This window comes from Xanthocytophaga flava, assembly GCF_030068545.1.
GTDB lineage: Bacteria > Bacteroidota > Bacteroidia > Cytophagales > 172606-1 > Xanthocytophaga > Xanthocytophaga flava.
The window spans coordinates 1-20,037 of sequence record NZ_JASJOR010000045.1 but is presented as its reverse complement, the minus strand read 5'-3'; the positions used below and the strand labels follow the sequence as shown (position 1 = coordinate 20,037).

The 20,037-nt window shown below is 37.2% G+C and carries 16 protein-coding genes and 1 pseudogene; 5 read left to right on the top strand and 12 right to left on the bottom strand.

Features of this window, described 5'->3' with window-relative positions; all coding sequences use genetic code 11:
* Window positions 1-3 precede the first annotated feature (3 nt).
* Window positions 4-237, bottom strand: coding sequence for a hypothetical protein (locus QNI15_RS35940; RefSeq protein ID WP_314036772.1), 234 nt, complete (start codon window positions 235-237; stop codon window positions 4-6).
* A gap of 35 nt (window positions 238-272) precedes the next feature.
* Complete coding sequence (locus QNI15_RS35935) at window positions 273-887, bottom strand: hypothetical protein (RefSeq protein WP_314036770.1); 615 nt, start codon at window positions 885-887, stop codon at window positions 273-275.
* A 459-nt stretch (window positions 888-1,346) separates the two neighbouring features.
* Between QNI15_RS35935 and QNI15_RS35930 the strand changes: the two genes are divergently transcribed.
* From QNI15_RS35930 to QNI15_RS35910, 5 genes are all read left to right on the top strand, one after another.
* A complete protein-coding gene (locus QNI15_RS35930) occupies window positions 1,347-2,219 on the top strand; it encodes a toxin-antitoxin system YwqK family antitoxin (RefSeq protein WP_314036768.1) in 873 nt (290 codons plus the stop codon).
* An 11-nt stretch (window positions 2,220-2,230) separates the two neighbouring features.
* Window positions 2,231-3,490 (top strand): hypothetical protein, encoded by a 1,260-nt coding sequence (locus QNI15_RS35925; protein WP_314036766.1) that lies wholly within the window; start codon window positions 2,231-2,233, stop codon window positions 3,488-3,490.
* A gap of 23 nt (window positions 3,491-3,513) precedes the next feature.
* The gene (locus QNI15_RS35920; RefSeq protein ID WP_314036764.1) at window positions 3,514-3,984 is read left to right on the top strand and encodes a hypothetical protein; all 471 of its coding nucleotides are present in this window, start codon (window positions 3,514-3,516) and stop codon (window positions 3,982-3,984) included.
* Window positions 3,965-4,522, top strand: a complete 558-nt coding sequence (locus QNI15_RS35915; RefSeq protein ID WP_314036762.1) for a PulJ/GspJ family protein — start codon at window positions 3,965-3,967, stop codon at window positions 4,520-4,522. The genes QNI15_RS35920 and QNI15_RS35915 overlap by 20 nt, the downstream gene beginning before the upstream one ends.
* Before the next feature lie 321 nt (window positions 4,523-4,843).
* Window positions 4,844-5,989: a type II secretion system F family protein gene (locus tag QNI15_RS35910; protein WP_314036760.1), complete on the top strand. Its 1,146-nt coding sequence runs from the start codon at window positions 4,844-4,846 to the stop codon at window positions 5,987-5,989.
* A 67-nt stretch (window positions 5,990-6,056) separates the two neighbouring features.
* On the opposite strand, the gene QNI15_RS35905 is transcribed toward QNI15_RS35910, so the two are convergent.
* From QNI15_RS35905 to QNI15_RS35860, 10 genes and pseudogenes are all read right to left on the bottom strand, one after another.
* Window positions 6,057-6,449, bottom strand: a complete 393-nt coding sequence (locus tag QNI15_RS35905) for a hypothetical protein (protein WP_314036758.1) — start codon at window positions 6,447-6,449, stop codon at window positions 6,057-6,059.
* 454 nt (window positions 6,450-6,903) lie between these two features.
* Window positions 6,904-7,752, bottom strand: coding sequence for a CheR family methyltransferase (locus tag QNI15_RS35900; RefSeq protein WP_314036756.1), 849 nt, complete (start codon window positions 7,750-7,752; stop codon window positions 6,904-6,906).
* Window positions 7,753-7,865: 113 nt separating this feature from the next.
* A pseudogene (locus QNI15_RS35895) lies at window positions 7,866-9,455 on the bottom strand (methyl-accepting chemotaxis protein); the annotation flags it as partial.
* Between the two features lie 872 nt (window positions 9,456-10,327).
* Entirely contained in the window at window positions 10,328-12,379 is a 2,052-nt protein-coding gene (locus QNI15_RS35890) for a discoidin domain-containing protein (protein ID WP_314036752.1), read from the bottom strand.
* 145 nt (window positions 12,380-12,524) lie between these two features.
* Complete coding sequence (locus tag QNI15_RS35885) at window positions 12,525-13,964, bottom strand: O-antigen ligase family protein (protein WP_314036750.1); 1,440 nt, start codon at window positions 13,962-13,964, stop codon at window positions 12,525-12,527.
* A gap of 323 nt (window positions 13,965-14,287) precedes the next feature.
* Window positions 14,288-15,613, bottom strand: a complete 1,326-nt coding sequence (locus tag QNI15_RS35880; protein WP_314036748.1) for a S41 family peptidase — start codon at window positions 15,611-15,613, stop codon at window positions 14,288-14,290.
* 70 nt (window positions 15,614-15,683) lie between these two features.
* A complete protein-coding gene (locus tag QNI15_RS35875; protein ID WP_314036746.1) occupies window positions 15,684-16,193 on the bottom strand; it encodes a DUF6141 family protein in 510 nt (169 codons plus the stop codon).
* Between the two features lie 47 nt (window positions 16,194-16,240).
* Window positions 16,241-17,152: a sporulation-delaying protein SdpB family protein gene (locus QNI15_RS35870; protein ID WP_314003591.1), complete on the bottom strand. Its 912-nt coding sequence runs from the start codon at window positions 17,150-17,152 to the stop codon at window positions 16,241-16,243.
* A gap of 7 nt (window positions 17,153-17,159) precedes the next feature.
* The gene (locus tag QNI15_RS35865) at window positions 17,160-17,681 is read right to left on the bottom strand and encodes an SdpA family antimicrobial peptide system protein (protein ID WP_314003593.1); all 522 of its coding nucleotides are present in this window, start codon (window positions 17,679-17,681) and stop codon (window positions 17,160-17,162) included.
* Between the two features lie 84 nt (window positions 17,682-17,765).
* Entirely contained in the window at window positions 17,766-18,545 is a 780-nt protein-coding gene (locus QNI15_RS35860; RefSeq protein ID WP_314003595.1) for a hypothetical protein, read from the bottom strand.
* Window positions 18,546-20,037 lie beyond the last annotated feature (1,492 nt).

Here is a 20,037-nt window from a genome sequence, read left to right as displayed (position 1 = left end):
TACTTATACACTATTTTTCTTAATTGATAATTCTATCGCATCTAATTTCGTTCTGATATCAGTAATAGTCTTCAAGGCTTCCTCACGCATTAAGGACACCATCAAAGAAGAATTTCCGCCAATAGGATTCAGGTCATAGCCCAGAAACTCCACCAGCTCTTGTACTTCTTCCCATAATTTTTCCCTTTCTTTTATGGACTCTATAAACCTGAGATCCGATTTACTTAATTCTGACATGGATACAATCGTTTAGTTTAGAAGATGGCGTTTACTTATCTACTTTTCCTTTTATAACCATCCATACAGTCCTGTCCACCTATTCCTGCGCCATATTCAAGCACAACATTGTCTTTATAAAAAGAAAACCGGCAACTATTACTATAAACAGTCTTTAAACTATCTGTTAAAGGAGCATCGAATAAATTGTATAGATACATTCCCCTTCCACTTCTCTGAAAACCGATTGTTGCAGGTTCTCCACTTTCAATGGAGATACAATTGGCTTCCTCCAACTTTGTTTTTATAGTCTGGACTGTTTGTTGAGTCCATCCTACCAGAGTGAGCAAGGAATCTACGTGTAGTGAGTTACTATCCAGTTCCCAGTTAGTGAAGTATTTACCATTTTGCTCTATAGTAAAGTTACTCAGTTCATCGTCTTCAAATTCAATATGTACAGAGGTATTGGCTGGGAGCTGGGTTTTAACATACTCTTTCACCGCCTGAATTTCCCTGTGTTTTAATTCATAGTTATCTATCAGGTCCTCCTTATCGTAACTAGGTTCGAACAGTCCAATAATCAATCCAAACATGATAAATATACCGATAAAAAAAAGAACGATCCCTGTTCCTACTGTAATTGCGATTATTTTTATTATTTTCTGTTTCATTTATTTTAGTCGCATCTGATAAGTAAAGACATGACAGCAGCTATGTTACCAGGTGTATTTTAGATTTATCTATAGTTGCCAAAAATACACAAGAAAACGAAAGAAAGGGCAGAAATAGTCATCCATCTAAAAATCCAATTCTACACAGAAAAAGAGCTTCCTGCATCTTCCTCTATAGCATGCCTCTCACCTCTTACGTGAAACCGAATGGGTTGATGACCAGTGCCAGGATCATATAAAAACGTAAGTTTAAAGGCATTCTTATAGCTTATTTCCTTGGTTTCTAAGAGCTATTATAGTTAAAATGCTATATAAAATCCTTTCCTAAGGACTAAATCTTCAGAAAATCCCAAAACATTGTATTTCCTTTCTTTGTAAGAAAGAAACCTAATCTGTCATAAATAGATTACAGACAACCCAATACCTTTACAGGAATACATATTATTTTATTTGTTTCTTGTGCGTCTCTCATTTTCAACTATTTATATATATCGTCTGATACTACTGGCAGGTTTCTTTCTTGTTTTCAAAGTTACCCAGGGCCAGTCTTTACGTTCATTAAACCGGGATGCAATTAACACGCAGCATATCACTATTTCGCATGGCGACAGCGTAGAAAACTTTACGATTGCGGCAACCTCTTCCAAGCAAAAAGCAGATCTGAAACGTACCTACCATTGGTATACCAGTGGAAGTCTCAAACAAACACAGGGTGGATATAGTGGCAAGCTTGTTCATGGAAAATACCAGCTTTTTAATCATAAAAAAGACCTGCTGGCACAAGGGCAGCTATCCTATGGCTTGAAGGTAGATTTCTGGAAATACTGGTATGCAGATGGCACACTACAAAAAACAGAAAACTGGAAACATGGGCTCCAGCATGGAAAGTATGTGCTATATAGTCCGGAGGGAGCGATACAGGAAGAAGGTATATTAAAACATGGATTGTTACATGGTCGCAGAAGAATCTATCCAACAGCCAACCCTGATTCTGTCGTTGTTGAAAAATATAAAAAAGGCAAACTGATTGTGCCTAAGAAAAAGAAGGAATCTGCCCGCAAAATGCGCAAAAAGGCAAAGAAGGGAGAACGAAAGGCGAAAAAAACAGAGCTGAAAGCAAAGAAAAAAGCGGCAAAAGAGCAATCGGTTTCTGAAAAGAAAAAGTGGACAGAAAAACTTCTTTTCTGGAAGAAGAAAAAAACGGATTCTTCTCAGCCTGCAGAGAAAAAGCAAAAGTCTGCTAAAAAGCCGAAGACAGAGAAGAAAAATAAAGAGCCCAAAGAGAAGAAAAGCAGGAAAAAAACGGATACTTCAACCGGGCAGCAACCATAAAGTGTGTAAACATGCGATTACTACGGGTACAGTTACAAGCAGGAATGTTGCCAACAGTACTTTTTGTCAGTACCATCATCACGCTTTTGTGTAGTGCATTAGTAGGCATTGTCTATTACCGCAATCTACTTCTATCCAGAGATCGGATACAGGAAGAATTGATACGAAATATACACTCTGGCATTCAGATACTACAAGGGAGTAATTCGTTCCCACTAAATACACCTGTGCAGTTTGATCTTTTTCAGAAAGGAAACGATAGTGTGGAACTTACCCGAAAACCATGGGGAGTATATACCCTTGCATCTGTGAAGGCCTTTCGGGGACGTCATCAGGAACAGCAGGCGGCTCTGCTAGCTAGCCTGCCGGATTCAACCACAAAGGCAGCACTCTATTTAACAGACGAGAAGCGTCCATTAACGCTGACTGGCGATACTCGTCTAAAGGGAATTTGTTATCTGCCAGAGGCCGGAATCCGAACTTCGTATATTGATGGCAAAGGGTTTAGTGGCGATATGCCGAAGGCGGCCATGCAACGAAAAAGTACCGGACAGTTGCCTGATCTATCTGAAGAATACCAGGAACGCTTTGCCCTTTATACCACTATAGCAGCCTCACCGCAGGCTCTACCAATACAACAACTTCACACCCCTGCCCTGCATTCATTTCTGGAAGCACCACGGGTATATACAAGTCCGGAAAACATTGAGTTATCAGGCCGATTACAAGGCAATATCATTTTGCATACCAGCCAGACGTTGGTGCTTTCATCCACTGCCCAGCTGGAAAATGTATTGATTGTAGCCCGACGGGTTATTATCCGTTCGGGATTTAAGGGACAGGTACAAGTGCTGGCTCAGGATACGGTAGAGATTGAAAACAATGTACAGCTTACCTACCCTAGTGCGGTTTGTGTAAGCAACACCAAGGGGTGTTATATGCGAATAGATGAGAAGTCGGTTATAGAAGGATTGGTTATAGTGAATAACCCCACTAAAAATCTATCTACCCTGGAAGCATTCAAGGATCGGTTAGACATTGAGCCAAAATGCCTTATCATGGGATATGTGTATTGTGATGGATTAACAGAATTCAAGGGCATACTTTATGGTACGCTGGTGAGCCGGAGACTGTTTCTCAGAACACCGTCAGCCTTATATGAAAACTACCTTATGGATGTAGAAATCGATGTTGACAAACGGCCTAAGGTATTTCTAACAAGTCCCTTACTCAGTAAAGCCCCCACCCGTATTCTGATGTGGCTGGACTGAACAGCGAACCAGCGTTTAAACGTATGATCAATAGAAAGAAACTTCACTGGCTATCTACAACCCGTTTGCTGCTATTCAAACGTCTCGAAGCGTCGTCGATGGTGGAGCTTACCGTAGCCATGGTTGTATTGACTCTGGTAACCGGAGCCGCATTACTGTTATATATGCAGGTGACCCGCTCGGGTACCACGATTCAGGGACAGCGATGGCAGCTATGGCTGAATCATTATGCTCAGCAAACCAAACAACAGTCGGCCTACCAGAATACGCAGCTTGCGTTTCCGGAAGGAACCGTAACACGAGAGATAGCTCTGTATCAAAACAATCCGAATCTTCTACTGTTAACCCTAACCTTTACCCCAATACCAGAAGCGGATCAGTCTCTAGCCAGTTCCTCAACTAATACAGAAACAGGCTTACTTACTATCCCTAAACAGAAAGCCTATATACATCAGGAAATAATTTATCTGGATCATGCCATTACTACCAAATAAGCCAACGAACAGAAGAGTCACGGAAACTACTCTCCCAGCCTTTACCATTAGTGAGATGGTGACGGTGATGGCTGTGAGTGCCTTGCTGCTGGTCATTGTGTATGCAGCAATGGCAGCCATTGAACATCGTTACCATCTGTTTTTCGCACAAGCCAAACGACAAACACAGATTAGTTTACTGGAGAATACGTTGCAGAAAGATATCGAACAGGCAGAAGGCTTGTACTGGAATACAAACCGACTAACCGTAACCTACAAACAAGATGCATACACGACTCAAACCAGAACAGCCACCGAATATGCGTTTCGGGATACGGTAATTATTCGTACGCAGCAAACGGTAATGGATACGTTTTATGTGAGTCCTGATTCGCTGATCTGTCACTGGCAGGGAAAGAATCTGGTACGGACCACTGACCCGGCAGATGAATTATTCTTTAAAGGACTGGTGAATGGCGAAACCTATCTGTTTCACTTTCACAAATCCTATGATTACCAGACACTCTGGAAACTCGAACAACAGACACAATCCTATTAAGTATATACTCTATAATCGTCAGGCTAAAAATAGAACTCTGATAATGAAATATTTACTAACACTGCAACTGTTGTTTTTTGGAGTATTCTACTTTCAAGGAGTTTTAAGGAAGTGTTCCACTCCCAATTGTTTCCCATCAGTCTTCCCGTCGTTGGTGTTATCACCAACGAGCTCTCTCCCATCATTCATGTTGGTGATAACACCAACCTGGGGAGGGAAGAACGAAAAAGGCTTAGAAAGGAAACAACCACCTTCATCTTATCAATTAATTAATAACCAAACTATTAGCTCTTAGCCTTACAACTATTAAGAATATACCTCATGGCGGGATTAGACATAAGCAAACTGGCATTGCCCCAAAACCAGACAGGAGCCAAAAATCCAGAAGAGAAAGACCCATTGGCCTTTCTCAAAAAGGATATTACCCTCTTTAGCCCTATAAACGATAAGTTTAAGGAATCGTTTTACCTGGAACTATCGGTGTTGTTATCGGCTGGGGTAGATATTAAAGGCTCACTGGAACTACTGGAAGACCAGCAAAGCAAGGGTAAGCTAAAAGACTTGATACGCAACATTCGTGAAAGCATTATCAGTGGGGCCAGTGTGTCGGAAGCGGTGCGGCAGACAGAACATTTCTCAGCGTATGAGTTTTACAGTTTACAGATTGGGGAAGAAACAGGCAAGCTAACACAGGTACTTACCGAACTGGCGGCCTATTATACCAAAAAGCTAAAACAACGCCGCCAGATGATGCAGGCTCTCTCCTATCCTATCATTGTATTGTCTACTTCTATTGGAGCGGTAGGGTTTATGCTTCGCTTTATCGTGCCCATGTTCTCGGATGTGTTCAAACGGTTTGGCGGCGAACTCCCTTACCTGACAGCCCAGATCATCAAACTATCCAAAGCGTTGGAATCGTATGGATGGACATTGCTGGTGCTGATTGCAATGATTGTAGCCTTTGTGCGTATGAACAAGCAGAAGGAATGGTTTCAGCGCCACAGCACTCGCCTAATTCTGAAACTCCCGATTGTAGGTGAAATTGTACGGAGGGTATATCTGGCCCGTTTGTGTTCCTCCTTTGCCTTGCTGATTGGGGCACGGGTGCCCTTGCTGCAGGCGATAGGCTTGGTCCGTAAGATGATCAACTTTTATCCGATAGCTACTTCCCTGGAACAGGTAGAAAAAGACATCCTCCAAGGGGAGCTGTTTCACAAAAGCTTGTCCCGCTTTCCTGTTTACGATGCCAAAATGATAGCCTTGCTCAAGGTAGGTGAAGAGGTAAATCAGCTCGACTTCTTCTTTGATAAGCTGGCCGTTCAGAATAACGAAGAGGTAGAACACCGCAGTGCCCTATTAAGCAGCGCTCTGGAACCAATGATTATTATCTTTCTGGGTTTAATTGTGGGAGTGATTCTGGTAGCCATGTATCTGCCGTTATTTCAACTAAGTACCAATATCGGGTAGCGTCAGCATTTTGTATTTGTTAATTTATTTTTGGCACGGGAAATCTCTGTGCCTTTTACTTTAAATTTCATTCAACTACTACATCCTTGCAATAATATAAAAAAACTATAGAAGTATCTTTTTGAATTAAAGTAACATGAGTCTTACCCTTTATTTTTACCAGAGTATCACCAATGGTAGCTTTATCAAAGAGTTCCTGCCAACCAACTCTACGAAGTTCTCCTTTATTTGGATTCTCAGCTTCTAAAACCAAATATCTTCCTTCTTTATATTTTTTCATAATTTTAAATTTAAAAGAATCCGGTCTAAATTCCTCAGCCCAATCTTGACAAGAATGTCCACAAGAATTTAACATAGCAACAAGTATATACAAGCTTATTATTTTTATAACTCTCATTTTGAAAAACCAATGATTATTATTTTTCTTGGGATTGATTGTAGGAGTGATTCTGGTAGCCATGTATCTGCCGTTATTTCAACTAAGTACCAATATTGGGTAAGCATTCAATCATTTTCTGTATGAAATGGAAAAATGTAAAGTAGGAAGTGAGGTGTACATACTTTATTAGTCCTGAATCACTGTTTTAGAAAAGTTTCTAAAATTGTGGTCAAAAAATCAACCAAAGTACTTAGGGCAAGGTATTTAGCTGCTCCACTTAGCTTTCGATCATATTCAGTTTTTAAAGCATCCGGATCCGATCTTATCCCTTTAACTTTTCTAACGTAACGAGCCGCCAGTAAGCCCATAACTATAAGGTAGATAATGGCTAATATGATAAACCACATACAAAACGTTTTCTATTTGGAGTTAATTTCCTATAAAAAATCTAAAATAAAAACTCCCTGAGAGTTTTTATAAACGATAAGATAACCAGTTCTAAGTTATTAGAATAAGAAAATACATATCCGGCTATTTATATCTTTTGGTAAATAGCCGGTTGTATCTGTTCAAGCGGAAGATTCATGCCAGAAGTAGACTCGGAATGCCCAAGCAACAACAAACCACCTTCTCTTAGTTTGGCACACAAACGTGTAATCACCTTTTCCTGGGTAGGTTTGTCAAAGTAGATCAGCACATTGCGACAAAACACAATATCACAATGTCCGGGTATGTCATAGGTACTGTTCATGAAATTAAGCTGCCGGAAGCTTACCGTCTCTCGTAATTCAGGTACAATCCGGTAAGTGACTGGCTTTTGGGGGTCTTTACTGCGTAGAAAATATTTCTGTTGCAGCGGTAAAGGAATTGGTGCAACCTGTTCAGGTGTATAGACAGCAGTCATTGCCAATTCGAGTACTCGAGGAGATAAATCTGTTCCCAGAATAGAATAATGCAAGGCAGAAGGACAATGCCTGGCAAACTCATGCATCACCATAGCCATCGTGTAAGGCTCTTCGCCGGAAGAGCAACCCGCACTCCAGATCCGTAAAGGTTGCTGACTGGATGCCTGAGGGCATACCTGTGGCAGAAAATACCGGGTTAGAAAATCAAAATGGGCAGCTTCACGAAAGAAATCAGTTTTATTGGTAGTGACTACATTAACAAGCGGAATCAGCTCATTCGCTTGTCCCTGCGAACTAAACAGATAGTTACAATACTGATGGTAAGAAGACATACCTAATGCCTGTAGCCGCTTTTGCAGTCGGCTTTCCAGCATAGGTTTCTTCAAAGGATTCATTCTAATGCCATACTGACCAAAGATAAAATGACTTAACTTGTCAAATTCTTTTTCGCTTAGTCTGGCAATCTTCCATGCTTCCATAGTAGTAAAAAGGAAACACCAACAGGCTTATTTCGTAAGACAAAAGATATTTTTTGAGTAATTGGAGGCTCAGTACCTTTATCAGCAACTGGCCTCCAACTGGAAATTATTGTTTAAAACCGTTCGTAATCTGCATCTGAAACCTCGCTATGCTCATGCATATCCAGCGTTACACCTTTGGATTTGCCTTTTTTAGGTAACGTTGCATGAGAACTAACTTTAGCCTTACTGGTACTACGTGGCGTATTATGATGTTTTACCGAACCAATATCAAAGAATGCGATAGCTTCTCTTAATTGCTCGGCCTGTACAGATAATTCTTCGGAAGCAGCAGCATTGGACTGCACTACCTGGCTTAGCTGCTGAATAGCATTATTGACTTGCTCTGCACCTGAGTTTTGTTCCATACTGGAAGCTGAGATTTCCTGCACCAGACGAGATGTCTTTTGTATATCCGGTACAATCTGTTCAAGCACGTTGCCTGATCTTTCAGCAATCGCTACACTGGATTTGGATAAAACGTCAATTTCTATCGCTGCCAGTTGACTTCTTTCGGCCAGCTTACGTACTTCTGCGGCTACGACCGCAAATCCTTTTCCATGTTCACCCGCACGGGCTGCCTCAACGGCGGCATTCAGGGCCAGCAGATTAGTCTGACGGGCAATCTCTCCAATAATGGAAATCTTATCCGCAATCTGTTTCATAGAATTTACCGTCTGATTCACCGCCTGGCTTCCTTCGCGGATGTCTTCCGAAGCTTTCTGAGCAATTTTTTCAGTTTGCTGCGCATTGTCTGTGTTCTGATCAATATTGGAAGCCATTTGTTCCATAGAAGAAGAAACCTCTTCTGCCGATGCAGCCTGTTCTGATGCACCTGCAGCAATCTGCTGGCTGGCCGAAGCAATACTTTCAGAGGCAGTAGAAACATAAGACAATACGTCTTTCAGTTTGCTGGTCATAACCCGTAGGTATTCAATCAGTTCGCCAAGTTCGTCTTTACCCGTTTGCTTAATCTGAATAGTAAGGTCTCCTTCCGAAAGCGCTTTGATGGCTTCTTTGGCGGTGTTAACCGACATGGAGATCGATATAATAATCCATAAAGAAAGTCCAACAGAAGCAATTGTGCTCAATACAAGCAGATATGTCATGTTGCTCTGTCCTTCTTCATAAATCTGATTGGTATCCGCATCAATCTTGGCTAACTCCGCTTCATTATTTCTAACCAATTTATTCATCACAGCGATGGCTTCATTGGCGGTAGTATTGGCAATACCATTGGAAAGCTCAAGGGCCGCCTTGTTGCTGGAGTCTGTATTAATGACTACTGCCAGTGTTTTCACTCTGCCATAAATTTTCCGGTATTCATGCCATTTTACCATGAAGTTATCTACATCCTCTTTGCCTTGCTGATCTACCAGTCCCTTTAACTCGTCCAGGCGTTGTTCCATCTCCTCTATTCTTTCTTCTCCCTCTTTTGCCGTTTCCTGTAAAACTTCAGGCTTGGTAATGATGATCAGATTTTTTTCATTTTTGGTTATGTACTGAAGATCTTCTGACAGTTTTCCTGCCAGTTTGATTCGGTTTGCATGTGTTTTTATAATAATCGTTACCCAGCTATTAAGGGCATTGGCATTGCGGTTTCCCAGGTAGAAAATAAAACCACTTGCTGCAATTAACAGTGTAAAGGCAATAATCAACCGGGCTTTGATAGAAATTTGCATAGAGTAGATATATAATATGTCAGATGATTATAATTTAGGAGTATGTGATGACTCGGACTTCTGTATGGAAAGCCCCCTACCCGTTAGTTATTGATAGATAAGCTAAATAGAAATAATACCATTATTTTTATGGAGATAATTTTACAACTATCAAAGTGGCTGTTTAGATACAGGTTAAGATCATTGTCAGGAGAATTTAGACAACTTCTTACAGATGTTTTTTAGCTACTCTTTTTGTTTCTACTTTTACAGTTAGGACTTTCCATGTAATCCTTATATCATGTATTTGTATCGGGGAAAAGAGTATCAGGTACTTTTTTCTGCTATTTTCCCCTGTTTAATGTGCTGATTTCGTTATGAAATTACAACTCTCCGGAAAAGATCAAAAATACAGGCAGGAAGAAGAATACAGCTTTAATGTAAGAAGGATATATATATATCATAATGTATTCCCCGCAATACTAAACGGCTTATACAGGGGAGACATTACCTACATTTCAGTAATTAAGTTGTGAAGTAAAAGTTAGAGAACAACTACAGGTGTAAAACAAAAATAGATAGTTACAATCATGCAGAAATGCCTAAGCAATCTTCTATCCTGCATATATCACACTAAAAGTCAGACAATTAGGCCAGAGGCTTTATCTTGCCAAATAACATTACAAACTATACCTGTAGATGCAAGTTACAAACAACCCTTCCAAATATCATATCTAAACCTACCAGGTAAGTTTTCATCCTTCATTTTACAAAAGAGTATAACACAAGGTGGATAACGATAAGAAACAGACAGGCTGCAGGAGTGTTAGAAATGTAATGGAAGCATCTTTTGATATATGAGCAGTATTACCGATTTACCACCAAATCTGTATGTTCTTCTCGTAAGAAAAGATTCTTTCCTTATATCCCTTTGTTAAGTTTTTTAATCGATACAATCCATTTTCAGGTCCATTGTTATATACTAATTCTTCATATACTGCATTTTTCTTTCCCAGAGACTTCCAACCATCATCCCAATAAAATAATTCATATAAATCTCCAACCTCAACAGAATTGCCATCATTAGGAGGATAAAATTCAATCTTTGTTATTCTGGCAAAACAGTTTCTCCCTAAGTCCACACCAACAAATCCACCTTTTTCCTGAGTAGAAACAAAATAGGTTAGTACATTTTTGTCTATAATATTTTTTGGTTCATACCCAGGTTTAAATTCTCCACTAATCAAATTTCCAGTTAATAAGACTTCTTTTGAGGAAGTATTTCCTTTACTATCTCTGGGTATACCATAAAATTGCAATTGAGCCACTCTGCATACCTGATCAGGTAGTATAAATCGTAAATAGCGAAAATAACTTTGGTCTGTTATTTTATATGTATTGGTCTTGGGAACAGGTTTAGATTCTATTTTAAAAATAGCCTTAGAGTCGGCAAAGTCCTTTTGGGTCGCTCCCTGAAATATACCGCCTATCATTTTAGTTAAAGCGATTTTAAGTTCATAATCTTCAAAGGACTTACGATTAATTTTTAGTATAGTACAATTGTTGGTATCAGGCTTAAACCTTCTTATAGTATTGTTCTCCAGTAAGAGAAAAGGATAAGATATAGGGATAATTGACCGATTTTTATAGATTACAGGCAAATAAACAATATCACTCCCCAGGTTCTGAAAAACGTACTCCCCTTTGGTATTTCTTTTTCCATATGCAGCTATTTTCCAATCATTTGTATTATAAACACATAGATAGGTATATTCACTCTCTATGACTGAATCCGGCTTAAATGAAAAATCTGTAATAGATACATTGTATTCAGATGTGACATCAATTCTGTTCACATCAAAAAAAATAGCTGGAATTTGATTAATTTTCAGCCACCTTACAGGATGTTCGTCTGTAGTATGAGTGCTATAGTTCTTTCTGTAGATTTTTGGAGTTTTCCTGTTTCGTAATATCCCTTCAGGGATTATATTCGTAATTGAGTTTTGTTCTGAATCTGGTTGAGGATAGAGAGCATCAAATGTAAATAATACTCCATTCTCAGCTTTTACCGCGCCCCAGGAGTGTCCTGAACTATTATTACCCCATAAAGGCACATAATCAATCATTGCCGGGATACCCATTGCTCTCAATATGTAGGTATTATAGGTCATTAGATGTTCACATTTGCCAACCCTCCCCTTTTTAAGGTTTGAATAGCTGAACGCAAGCGGGAGATTTTTCATGGCAGGACTATAAACCATTTGATTGTTAACTGCCTTATTGATAAGTAAAGTGACCTGTTTTAGGCTGACAGGATACTGAATCGAATCTTTAATCCATGCAAACTCTTTCATTATTTCTTTTCTCCATGATTGCAAGGGCTCATTATAAACTTTGTATGGAAGAATATATTCGCAAAAGTCATCAAAGCTAACATTCTTTGACCATGGGTATGTCTGCCATGCCTGAAAAGCCAGATCTATATTTTCAATCAGATAATCAGCTTTTATAATTTCAATATCTTCTACTACCTGAAGTTTCTCCAATCTTTTGCCCATGTTCAATGTGTAGACTATATTTTTGATTAAGTTCTCCCTTTCATCTTCGGACTTAATTTCTATTATATTTTCAGGCTTCCACATAGAATGCAGCGAATCTGAAAACACATCTACATATTTCAGCTCATCTCCTGCAAAAGAAGCATGTCCTTTCATGTTCTCAATTAGAAACTTAGCTGCTTTTAACTTTAAACTGTCTGCTGGTTTTTGATAATGATTTATTACTTTTAGCAATTCTTTCTTATTTTCTCCTGCATATTCCGCTACTTCTTTCAGCTTTTCCTCTGGCGCTTTCTGGCACGCATTTACTATCAGCAAAACTAAGGTTAGTATAAAATAAAAGGAAGATCTGTCTAAGTTTAAACACATACCAAAATACGTAGTTGAGAATGTTGATCTTCCCTTAAAACAAGCGTTAGGAAGAGGAAATGGAATAGTTATTTAGGATTTAATGAATAGAGTTCTTTATGAGTGGTGCTCCATTAACAGATAGTAGTAAGTATAGTTTACAGCCTTAATTTTTTCCTTTAGTTTTATATAAATCTTTCATTTGTTGCAACATCATGGTTGTCTCGATAGTATTTACTTTAACATTACTACTTAAAGCATGTAGAAGAATTGAGTCACCCTCATTATATCTTTTCATTTTATAATAGGTCTTTGCTATTAAAAATCTCGGATATAGTTTTACAGGAATAGCAGAATTAGCACTTTTAAATGCGGATAATGCATCCTTATACTCATTTTTGGCATAATAACACTGTCCCATAGTAAGATAAAAATAAATATTATTATTCCATTGTAACACATTGGAACTCATTGCTATACAACTATCATATTTTCCTTGTGCAAACAAAAAATTGATAAATTCCATTTGATAATTCATATCCTTATGTAAATACGGATATGAATTATAGAAACACTTCTCAATTTTTTTAGTATTGCGTTCTTTTATCAACTCATGTAAGGATAGATAAGAAGAAAATTGATGGTATGTATTGAAGGAGAAATAGACAGGTACAACCAGAAACAATAGCCTAGTCCATCGATTCATTTTTAGTATAAAGACAGCTTCTGAGTCGTCTTTGCTAATCAGGGATAAAAGTAGAACAAAAATGATGGTGATAGGAAATATCTTCAAAATGCTCCATCCTAGAAGTATAGGAATAAAGGATAGCAGAGATATAAAATAAAAAATCTTACCACTTCTTAAACTTATTGTCGCTGCAACTATCAGAAGCAACAGTAAAATAGCCAATCCAGGAATACCTTGCTCTACACATGTTTCCAAAAACTGGTTGTAAGCCTGCTCTGTATAATCAGCCAGACTAGTTTCATAAACGGAACGTGATGTTGAAAAATAGGCTCTCTGGTACTCATTATATACATAAGCAAAATTGGTATATCCAGTTCCTAACCATGGGTTTTGTGAAATAATATCGATACACTTTTTCCAGATATATAGTCTGCCATCGCTTGAGTGTCGTTTTCCAAAGTAAGTGACAACAAGGATTATAATGAGTCCGAACAAGTAGCCTATGTATTGACTAATTCTGTTTTTAGGGAATATATTCTGTGTCTTTGTCTTTCTCAACAGGATATATAAAATACACACAAGGACAAATGATAGTATAGATGCCCTAGATTGATAGAAAATTAAAAGAAACACACTTATGCCAAGGCACAGCAATGTAGTTATTCTAAGAAAAGTTTTCTCCTGGTGTTCAAGTAGATAATGTAAAAAGAAAGGAGTTATAATAACTAGGGAAGCTGAAGTTAAGGAAGGATGACCAAAGCTTCCACCAATCAAATAGTTTGGGTTGGAATTGGTCAGAATCTGGTTGTACTGTAATATAAATACTACCAGCTCTAGTACTACAATGCTATTAAATGCAAGAATAATTGTCTTGATATCATTGATTGATTTACAGGAAAAGTATAAAAACAGTAACATGATGATTTCAAATAATTCTTTATCAGAGATATTATTTGAAAAAATAACATAGTTTACGAACTGATACAGTGCATAAACAAGAAAAATACTATCTAACTTATGTAGACGGATAGGATGCTCATCACTTAGATAACTGTCGAAAATTAGAAGAAAGGATATAAAAAGTATAACGCCGTTATATACAATATATGAGGGAAATGGGAGTGAAAAGTAGAAAGTATTAAAGTGAGTAAAAATAATCAGACAACTGATAAAAATTGAAATAAACCTCTTTAGTTTTCTTTCCCTTATGGTATTGCTTATCACAGAAACAATATATTCTTTCACTTTGACTTTCTTGTTTTGTAAGCTCCGTTAAAAACAGTAGACGTCCCCAGTAAATGATAATCATCAGATAAGGTATTTTTCTTATGAGAGAGAGTAGTAGCTCCTTTGCCATTTTCCGATATTTCTATATCAGCTATAATAGCTTTGATACATTCTTCTTTCTCATTAAATTCATTCAACAGATCGTCACTTTGATAAATATCAGGGTTTAGTCCCATAAAGTTATCATGTTGCCCTAACGAATTAAATACCATAAATGAAACAGGTATGAGTGTATACCTATGAAGAGGAATCGTATACATACCCATAAGCTTTCCATAGGTAGGCTTCCCTACTTTTTTTATATTCATATAAGGGCTCAGAGAATGAATTAACATCTCGCTGGCAGAGGCAGTATTTCTTGTAGTAATAAAGTAAATCTTCTTTACATTTAGTTTTATATCGGAGCCTGCAAATAATGTATTCGCGTTAAATTCTTTATAATTTTCATTATGTTTTATAGAGTACATCACTTTAAACTGTGCACTTGCAGGGGCCAGAACATTAGCTAATTCTTCCATGGCAGATATCAATCCTCCACCATTGTATCTTAGATCAATAATTAGCGCATCTATATTTTGTTTTTGAAATCCTGTAATCTTTTCTTTAAAAACACGAACTGTAGAGCTCATAAAGGATTGAATATGTAAGTATCCTATTGTATGATTAACTGTTCTAAACAGGTTTGAAGAAATTATTGGATTAAAATCATAAAGTGTTCTATTGAGTGTTACCAAAGAATCTTTTCCGTTATAGTCTAAAGAAAGGCGAATTGTTCTCTGGCTTCCTATCTCTGTCTCCAGTTGTACTCCATACGTATCATTTGCTGGTATGCCATTTATTGAATAAACCTTACTACCTCGTCGCAGGCCAGCTTGTCCTGCTACTGAATTAGGCTGTACTAAAGCAATTCTTAAATCGTCTTTTGAATAAAATCTGAAAATACAACCAAAATCATCAAACTTTCCTTCTACCGAATTACTCCAGTCAGCAAGAGAAATGATTGTGCTCCATTTATCAATATTTTTGTCAGTAGCTGGATTTTTAGGACTATACGTTCTGGCTTTCAGAACAATATCTGCTGGTGTAATCACATCAGATGTAAAAAAACTTGTTTTTGGGGGTAGAGAGCTTTCCCAAAAATAAGTTTCTTTGATTAATGCAAATAAACTATCATTAAAACTCTCATTTTGATTATTAGTAAGTTGAGGTTCATTGCTCTCGTTTCTGCAAGAAATTATTGCCAGACAAACTATGATCAAATACTGACTAAACTTATACATATTTCTTTTAGCAGAGTTGAAAACAAAAACGATGTAAATCAAAAAACAACAAAAAGTTGCATAATCAAGATCAAGTGTTTTTTCTGGTACTATTCAGTCTGTTCAAGACCTGTGTTAAATCATCAGACTTCTGAGTTCCTAACAAGACCTTATTGCCATCATTTAATATCAATTGCAGACCCTGATTTCCTGAGACATTGAATGCCCGGCCGGATGGTCCCCTTTTAGGTCCCCAACCTCCATATTCTGTTATAGGATTGTATTTCCGCAGGTATATATCCTTGATTTCTTTCCAGTCAATTTTTCTAAATTCCTTGTGAAAAGGAAAAAACTTATAATAGATTCCATCTTCTCTAATAATCGTATCAAGTCTCATAATAATAAACAATGCACTCACCACAAAGACCAATATAGAAGAGAAAATCAACGCAATATTTCCCATGGGCTTTGTCCCAACTTCACTGTGAAAAATCAACTGACTGACCAGTGAGTAAATAAAAAAGATATTTATAGGGATCAGTAATATCCAGACAAGAGCTTGTCTAAACTTTTGCCGCTCAAAAAACAAATAGTCATTCATTGATAGTATTAGTTAGTAAGTAGTCTTTTAGTTAAGTTGCTTGTTGATCAGGCTGCTTCTTCCTGAATGATAGCAGGCTGATATATTTTTGATTTACTCTTCAGAGATATCTGCGGAAACTTTAGCGGAACATTTATAGGTAGTAAATACAGAATAAGACCGCCTACCATAGCAAAATAAAAAGAAACCAATCCATGGACCAGAACGATCATAAAGTGAAATAAAACCGCCATCCAGAACAATACTCTCTTCTTTCTGGGATCTTCCATAAAGAAGGCAGCAAATAATATACACTCAAAGCCAATCACGCCCCAGGTAATTAAGGGAACAATATATTCATTAGACACAATCGGTTCAAAAAGGGTCTTTATAAAACCCGAAGCGCCAAAAGGTACATGACTAAACCAATAGTAAAAGGCATTACCATTCATCCATTCCGGGCTTTTCATTTTTCCTCCTCCTGCAATCAGATAAACTATAGCCATTTGTATCTGAATAACGACAAAGAATGTATAACAAATATATTCTATGGCTTTACTTCGCTTATAGGTAAAAAATTCTTTAGAGCTCCAGTGGTTCAGTCTTTTATCAAAAATGGTAATAGGAATAAGAAGAAAAGTAATGATTTGGGTAATCTGATCTCCCCCTTCTACAAGTATTGCTCCTGTAAAAAAGCTATAGGATATCCAGGCCTGAAGAATTCCTGTAATTTGGGGCAGATAGCCACTGATAACAGAGCATAATATCAGAATACTAATAAAAATACTTGTGTGAAGATTTTCATACCCCATAATCTGATAAAAATTAGGAATTATGTTATTCCTTAACAGACCGGTTGTAATTGCTTCATGAGGAAAAAAGTCTGAAGATGAAGTGAAACTCAGACTTATAATGGTCCCAAATGCAAGGATAGATCGTGCCAGTCCATACACATTCGTAAAAACGTATTTTTCTTTCAAAAACATATCAGTAGATGACTCGTACTTTTGCGATTAAATATGGTCTGTATTGTTCCTGTTTCTGATGAGCCCACTCTAGTGGAATAGGTTTATATTGATAGACAACATATACTCCAGCAGGAAAATAGGTAAGTTTCTTCTTTAATTTAATATCAAACACTTTGCTTTCTTTATCTACATTTAACTCGCCTATTCCATTTATCCAGGCTTCCCGAGGTATGCTTGACACAAGAGGTGACAACTGATAAGCGATGGCTCTGCTTCTTCTAGAGATCCCAAAATAGTTCAAATGAGAAGTATTATTGTATGTTACTAATTCAAGACGGTTATCAGGTGATAATCTATAAATCTCTACCAAAGCTTCTTTAGGATCTTTCGTAAAAAAAGCCCATCCTTGAGGTACCATATAGGTAAAATGTTTTTTAAACTCATACGATAAGAGAGTAGAGTTATCTATATAGCAAAGGGCTGATATATAAAAAACCAGAGCCCATCCAATCCATATTGCTATTTTGAATGTTGCATTCATTCTATAGGCGGTTTAAGCTTTGGGTAAGAAGCCATATGACTCCCTACCCAAATGTTCTTATTTTTTGTTCTGATACAGTAAACGTTAGAACGTCTGTGCGATCTCTTTAATCAGATAGTTATTTTCCAGATATGCATCTCCTACAGTACCACTTCCACCAAAACCTTCCGATGGTCCCCATAGAAAGGCACCAGCATATACTTCAAGCAATACCGCTGCAACAGTAACAGCAACAACAGCACCTATCAATAGAGCAACACATATAGCCATAGGAGGAGTACAGGCAACTTTGTAGTCTTCATCATCTAGATTTATAGAATACTTTTCACTCAACAATGCCTTAAATTTTTTCATATCCTCTTCTTTTGTCGTATTGAGGCTTTTGAAATCTTCTGTACTAAGGTCTACCTTTTTCTCATCCAGTTGATCAGCTAATCTAAAAATACCATTGTATTTTTCTGAGGCTAATCCACCCAGTTTAATCATCTTAGCACCATTGGTTAATGCCAACTGAATTTTGTAAAGATTCTTGGTTTGAATCTGAGCTTTAAACTGTTTGAAATAAGAAGGTTCTATCTTTTTTATCTGACTTATAATTTCATCAGAAAACTCTGCATATGCCTTTTGCATCTCAGGATAAGTGGCATACATTGCTTTTCGCTTAGCAAGTTGTGGTTGTAAGGACTCTAGCTGAGAAGCAGAGTCTCCCTGAAGAAAAAAGATTCCTTTAAAAAGTTCTTCACCAGAGTAGTCTCGAGAGATCTCTTCTGCATTGGAAGTAGAACAGCTTGCAAAGATAAAAATAGATAATAGAGGAAAGATTACGTATGATTTAAGTACGTACTTATGAATAAAGTTGATCATAAAGTTAATAGAGTTTTAATTGTTAAAAATATAGAACATAGCAATAAGTAACAGGCATATAAAAAGTATCCATACTACTTATTGGTAAGTACAGTTCTTCTGTAAAGATCAACTAAGCTACTTTCTCTATTTATATCAACATTAAATCAACTTCTAATAAAGTATATAGCAAGTACGCCTTATAGATAAAGCAAAAAACTAATAGAACAACCTAAAAAATCCAATAGTATTAAAAATCTGTTATTACTGCTTTGTGTTGTGAAATAAAGGAAAGTACTTTCTTTTTAAGGAAATTATTCGTTTCAAGAAAGATTACGAGTTAAATTACGTTTCTGAGATAAAAATGAACGCTTTTCTGTGCAAAAAATAATATATGTATTTACTAAGACAATAGTACATACTATTATTTATTTTACATATATATAATCAGTTAAAAATAGAAATCTTAACAATAAAATAACATAGCTATCGATTAGCTGTTTTTTAGTACTATTACAGTTTTTCTGGAAGAATGTGCTGGTAACTATTTTGAATAATTTGTGAAGTAAGCTAATCGCAAATAGAAAATACCTGTCTGCATTTTATTAGGCTTTTTTTAACTTATTTTCACACGAAATGAACATGAAACAGACCCAAGAGCAAAAGCCATTCGACTAACCTCAGCGAGTGAAGTGGTTTTACAAAAATCACTCATTGAAATCGAAAACGCAGACCTGGAATTTTTTGCTGTATTAGATAGCAACCTTTCATCCTTTAATAAAAATATGGTAAGCCTCATTGACAAAAACAACAGGTAAAAGCAAGTCCCTCTATGCTGTCAAGATAAAGAAAAGGCTCAGATACCCTTTCTGCCCTTCTGGAAGACAGTACGGATGTCTTTTTCTTTAGTAGAGAACTCATTTCCGAAAAACATAGCGGCTAACACTTATCTTGTCGCATAACTTTTTCACAAACAAGTTTTAAGGGAAGACGAAACCGGTTAAAATAGAAAGACGCTGGTTCGAACGTCCGTTCGGACCTATATTGAAAGCAACGTCCGTTGCGTTGGGACAAATTGAGCCAAGTTCAGTTGTGTGATAGTACTTAAACAGGGCCTTACCTACCAACGCAGCTTCCACTCAATGCAGTCAAGGTAAGGAAATTTATTTCTTTTTTTCATATTTCTTTATTGTCCTTCTGAAAGAATCTTGTGACAAATAGTGCCACATTTCCTTTATGAGAGAAAAAATCATCTCTAGTCGGAGAGGCCGCCGGTCTTGCCACGAGATTCTTCCAGAAGGACAGGTGAGGTAGTTTGAGTGGTTTTCTTACCTTGACAGCATTTAGCGGACGCTCAATGCTGTCAACTTAAGAGTTAAGTATTGGGTTAAGTATTGGGTTAAGTAAGTATGGAAACGAAAATACAAACCCTCTTTTCTACGGTTCATACTTTGCTAATGAGCCAACAGTTCAAGATTGAACATCGAGCGAATCCTCAAAATTTCATCCGACA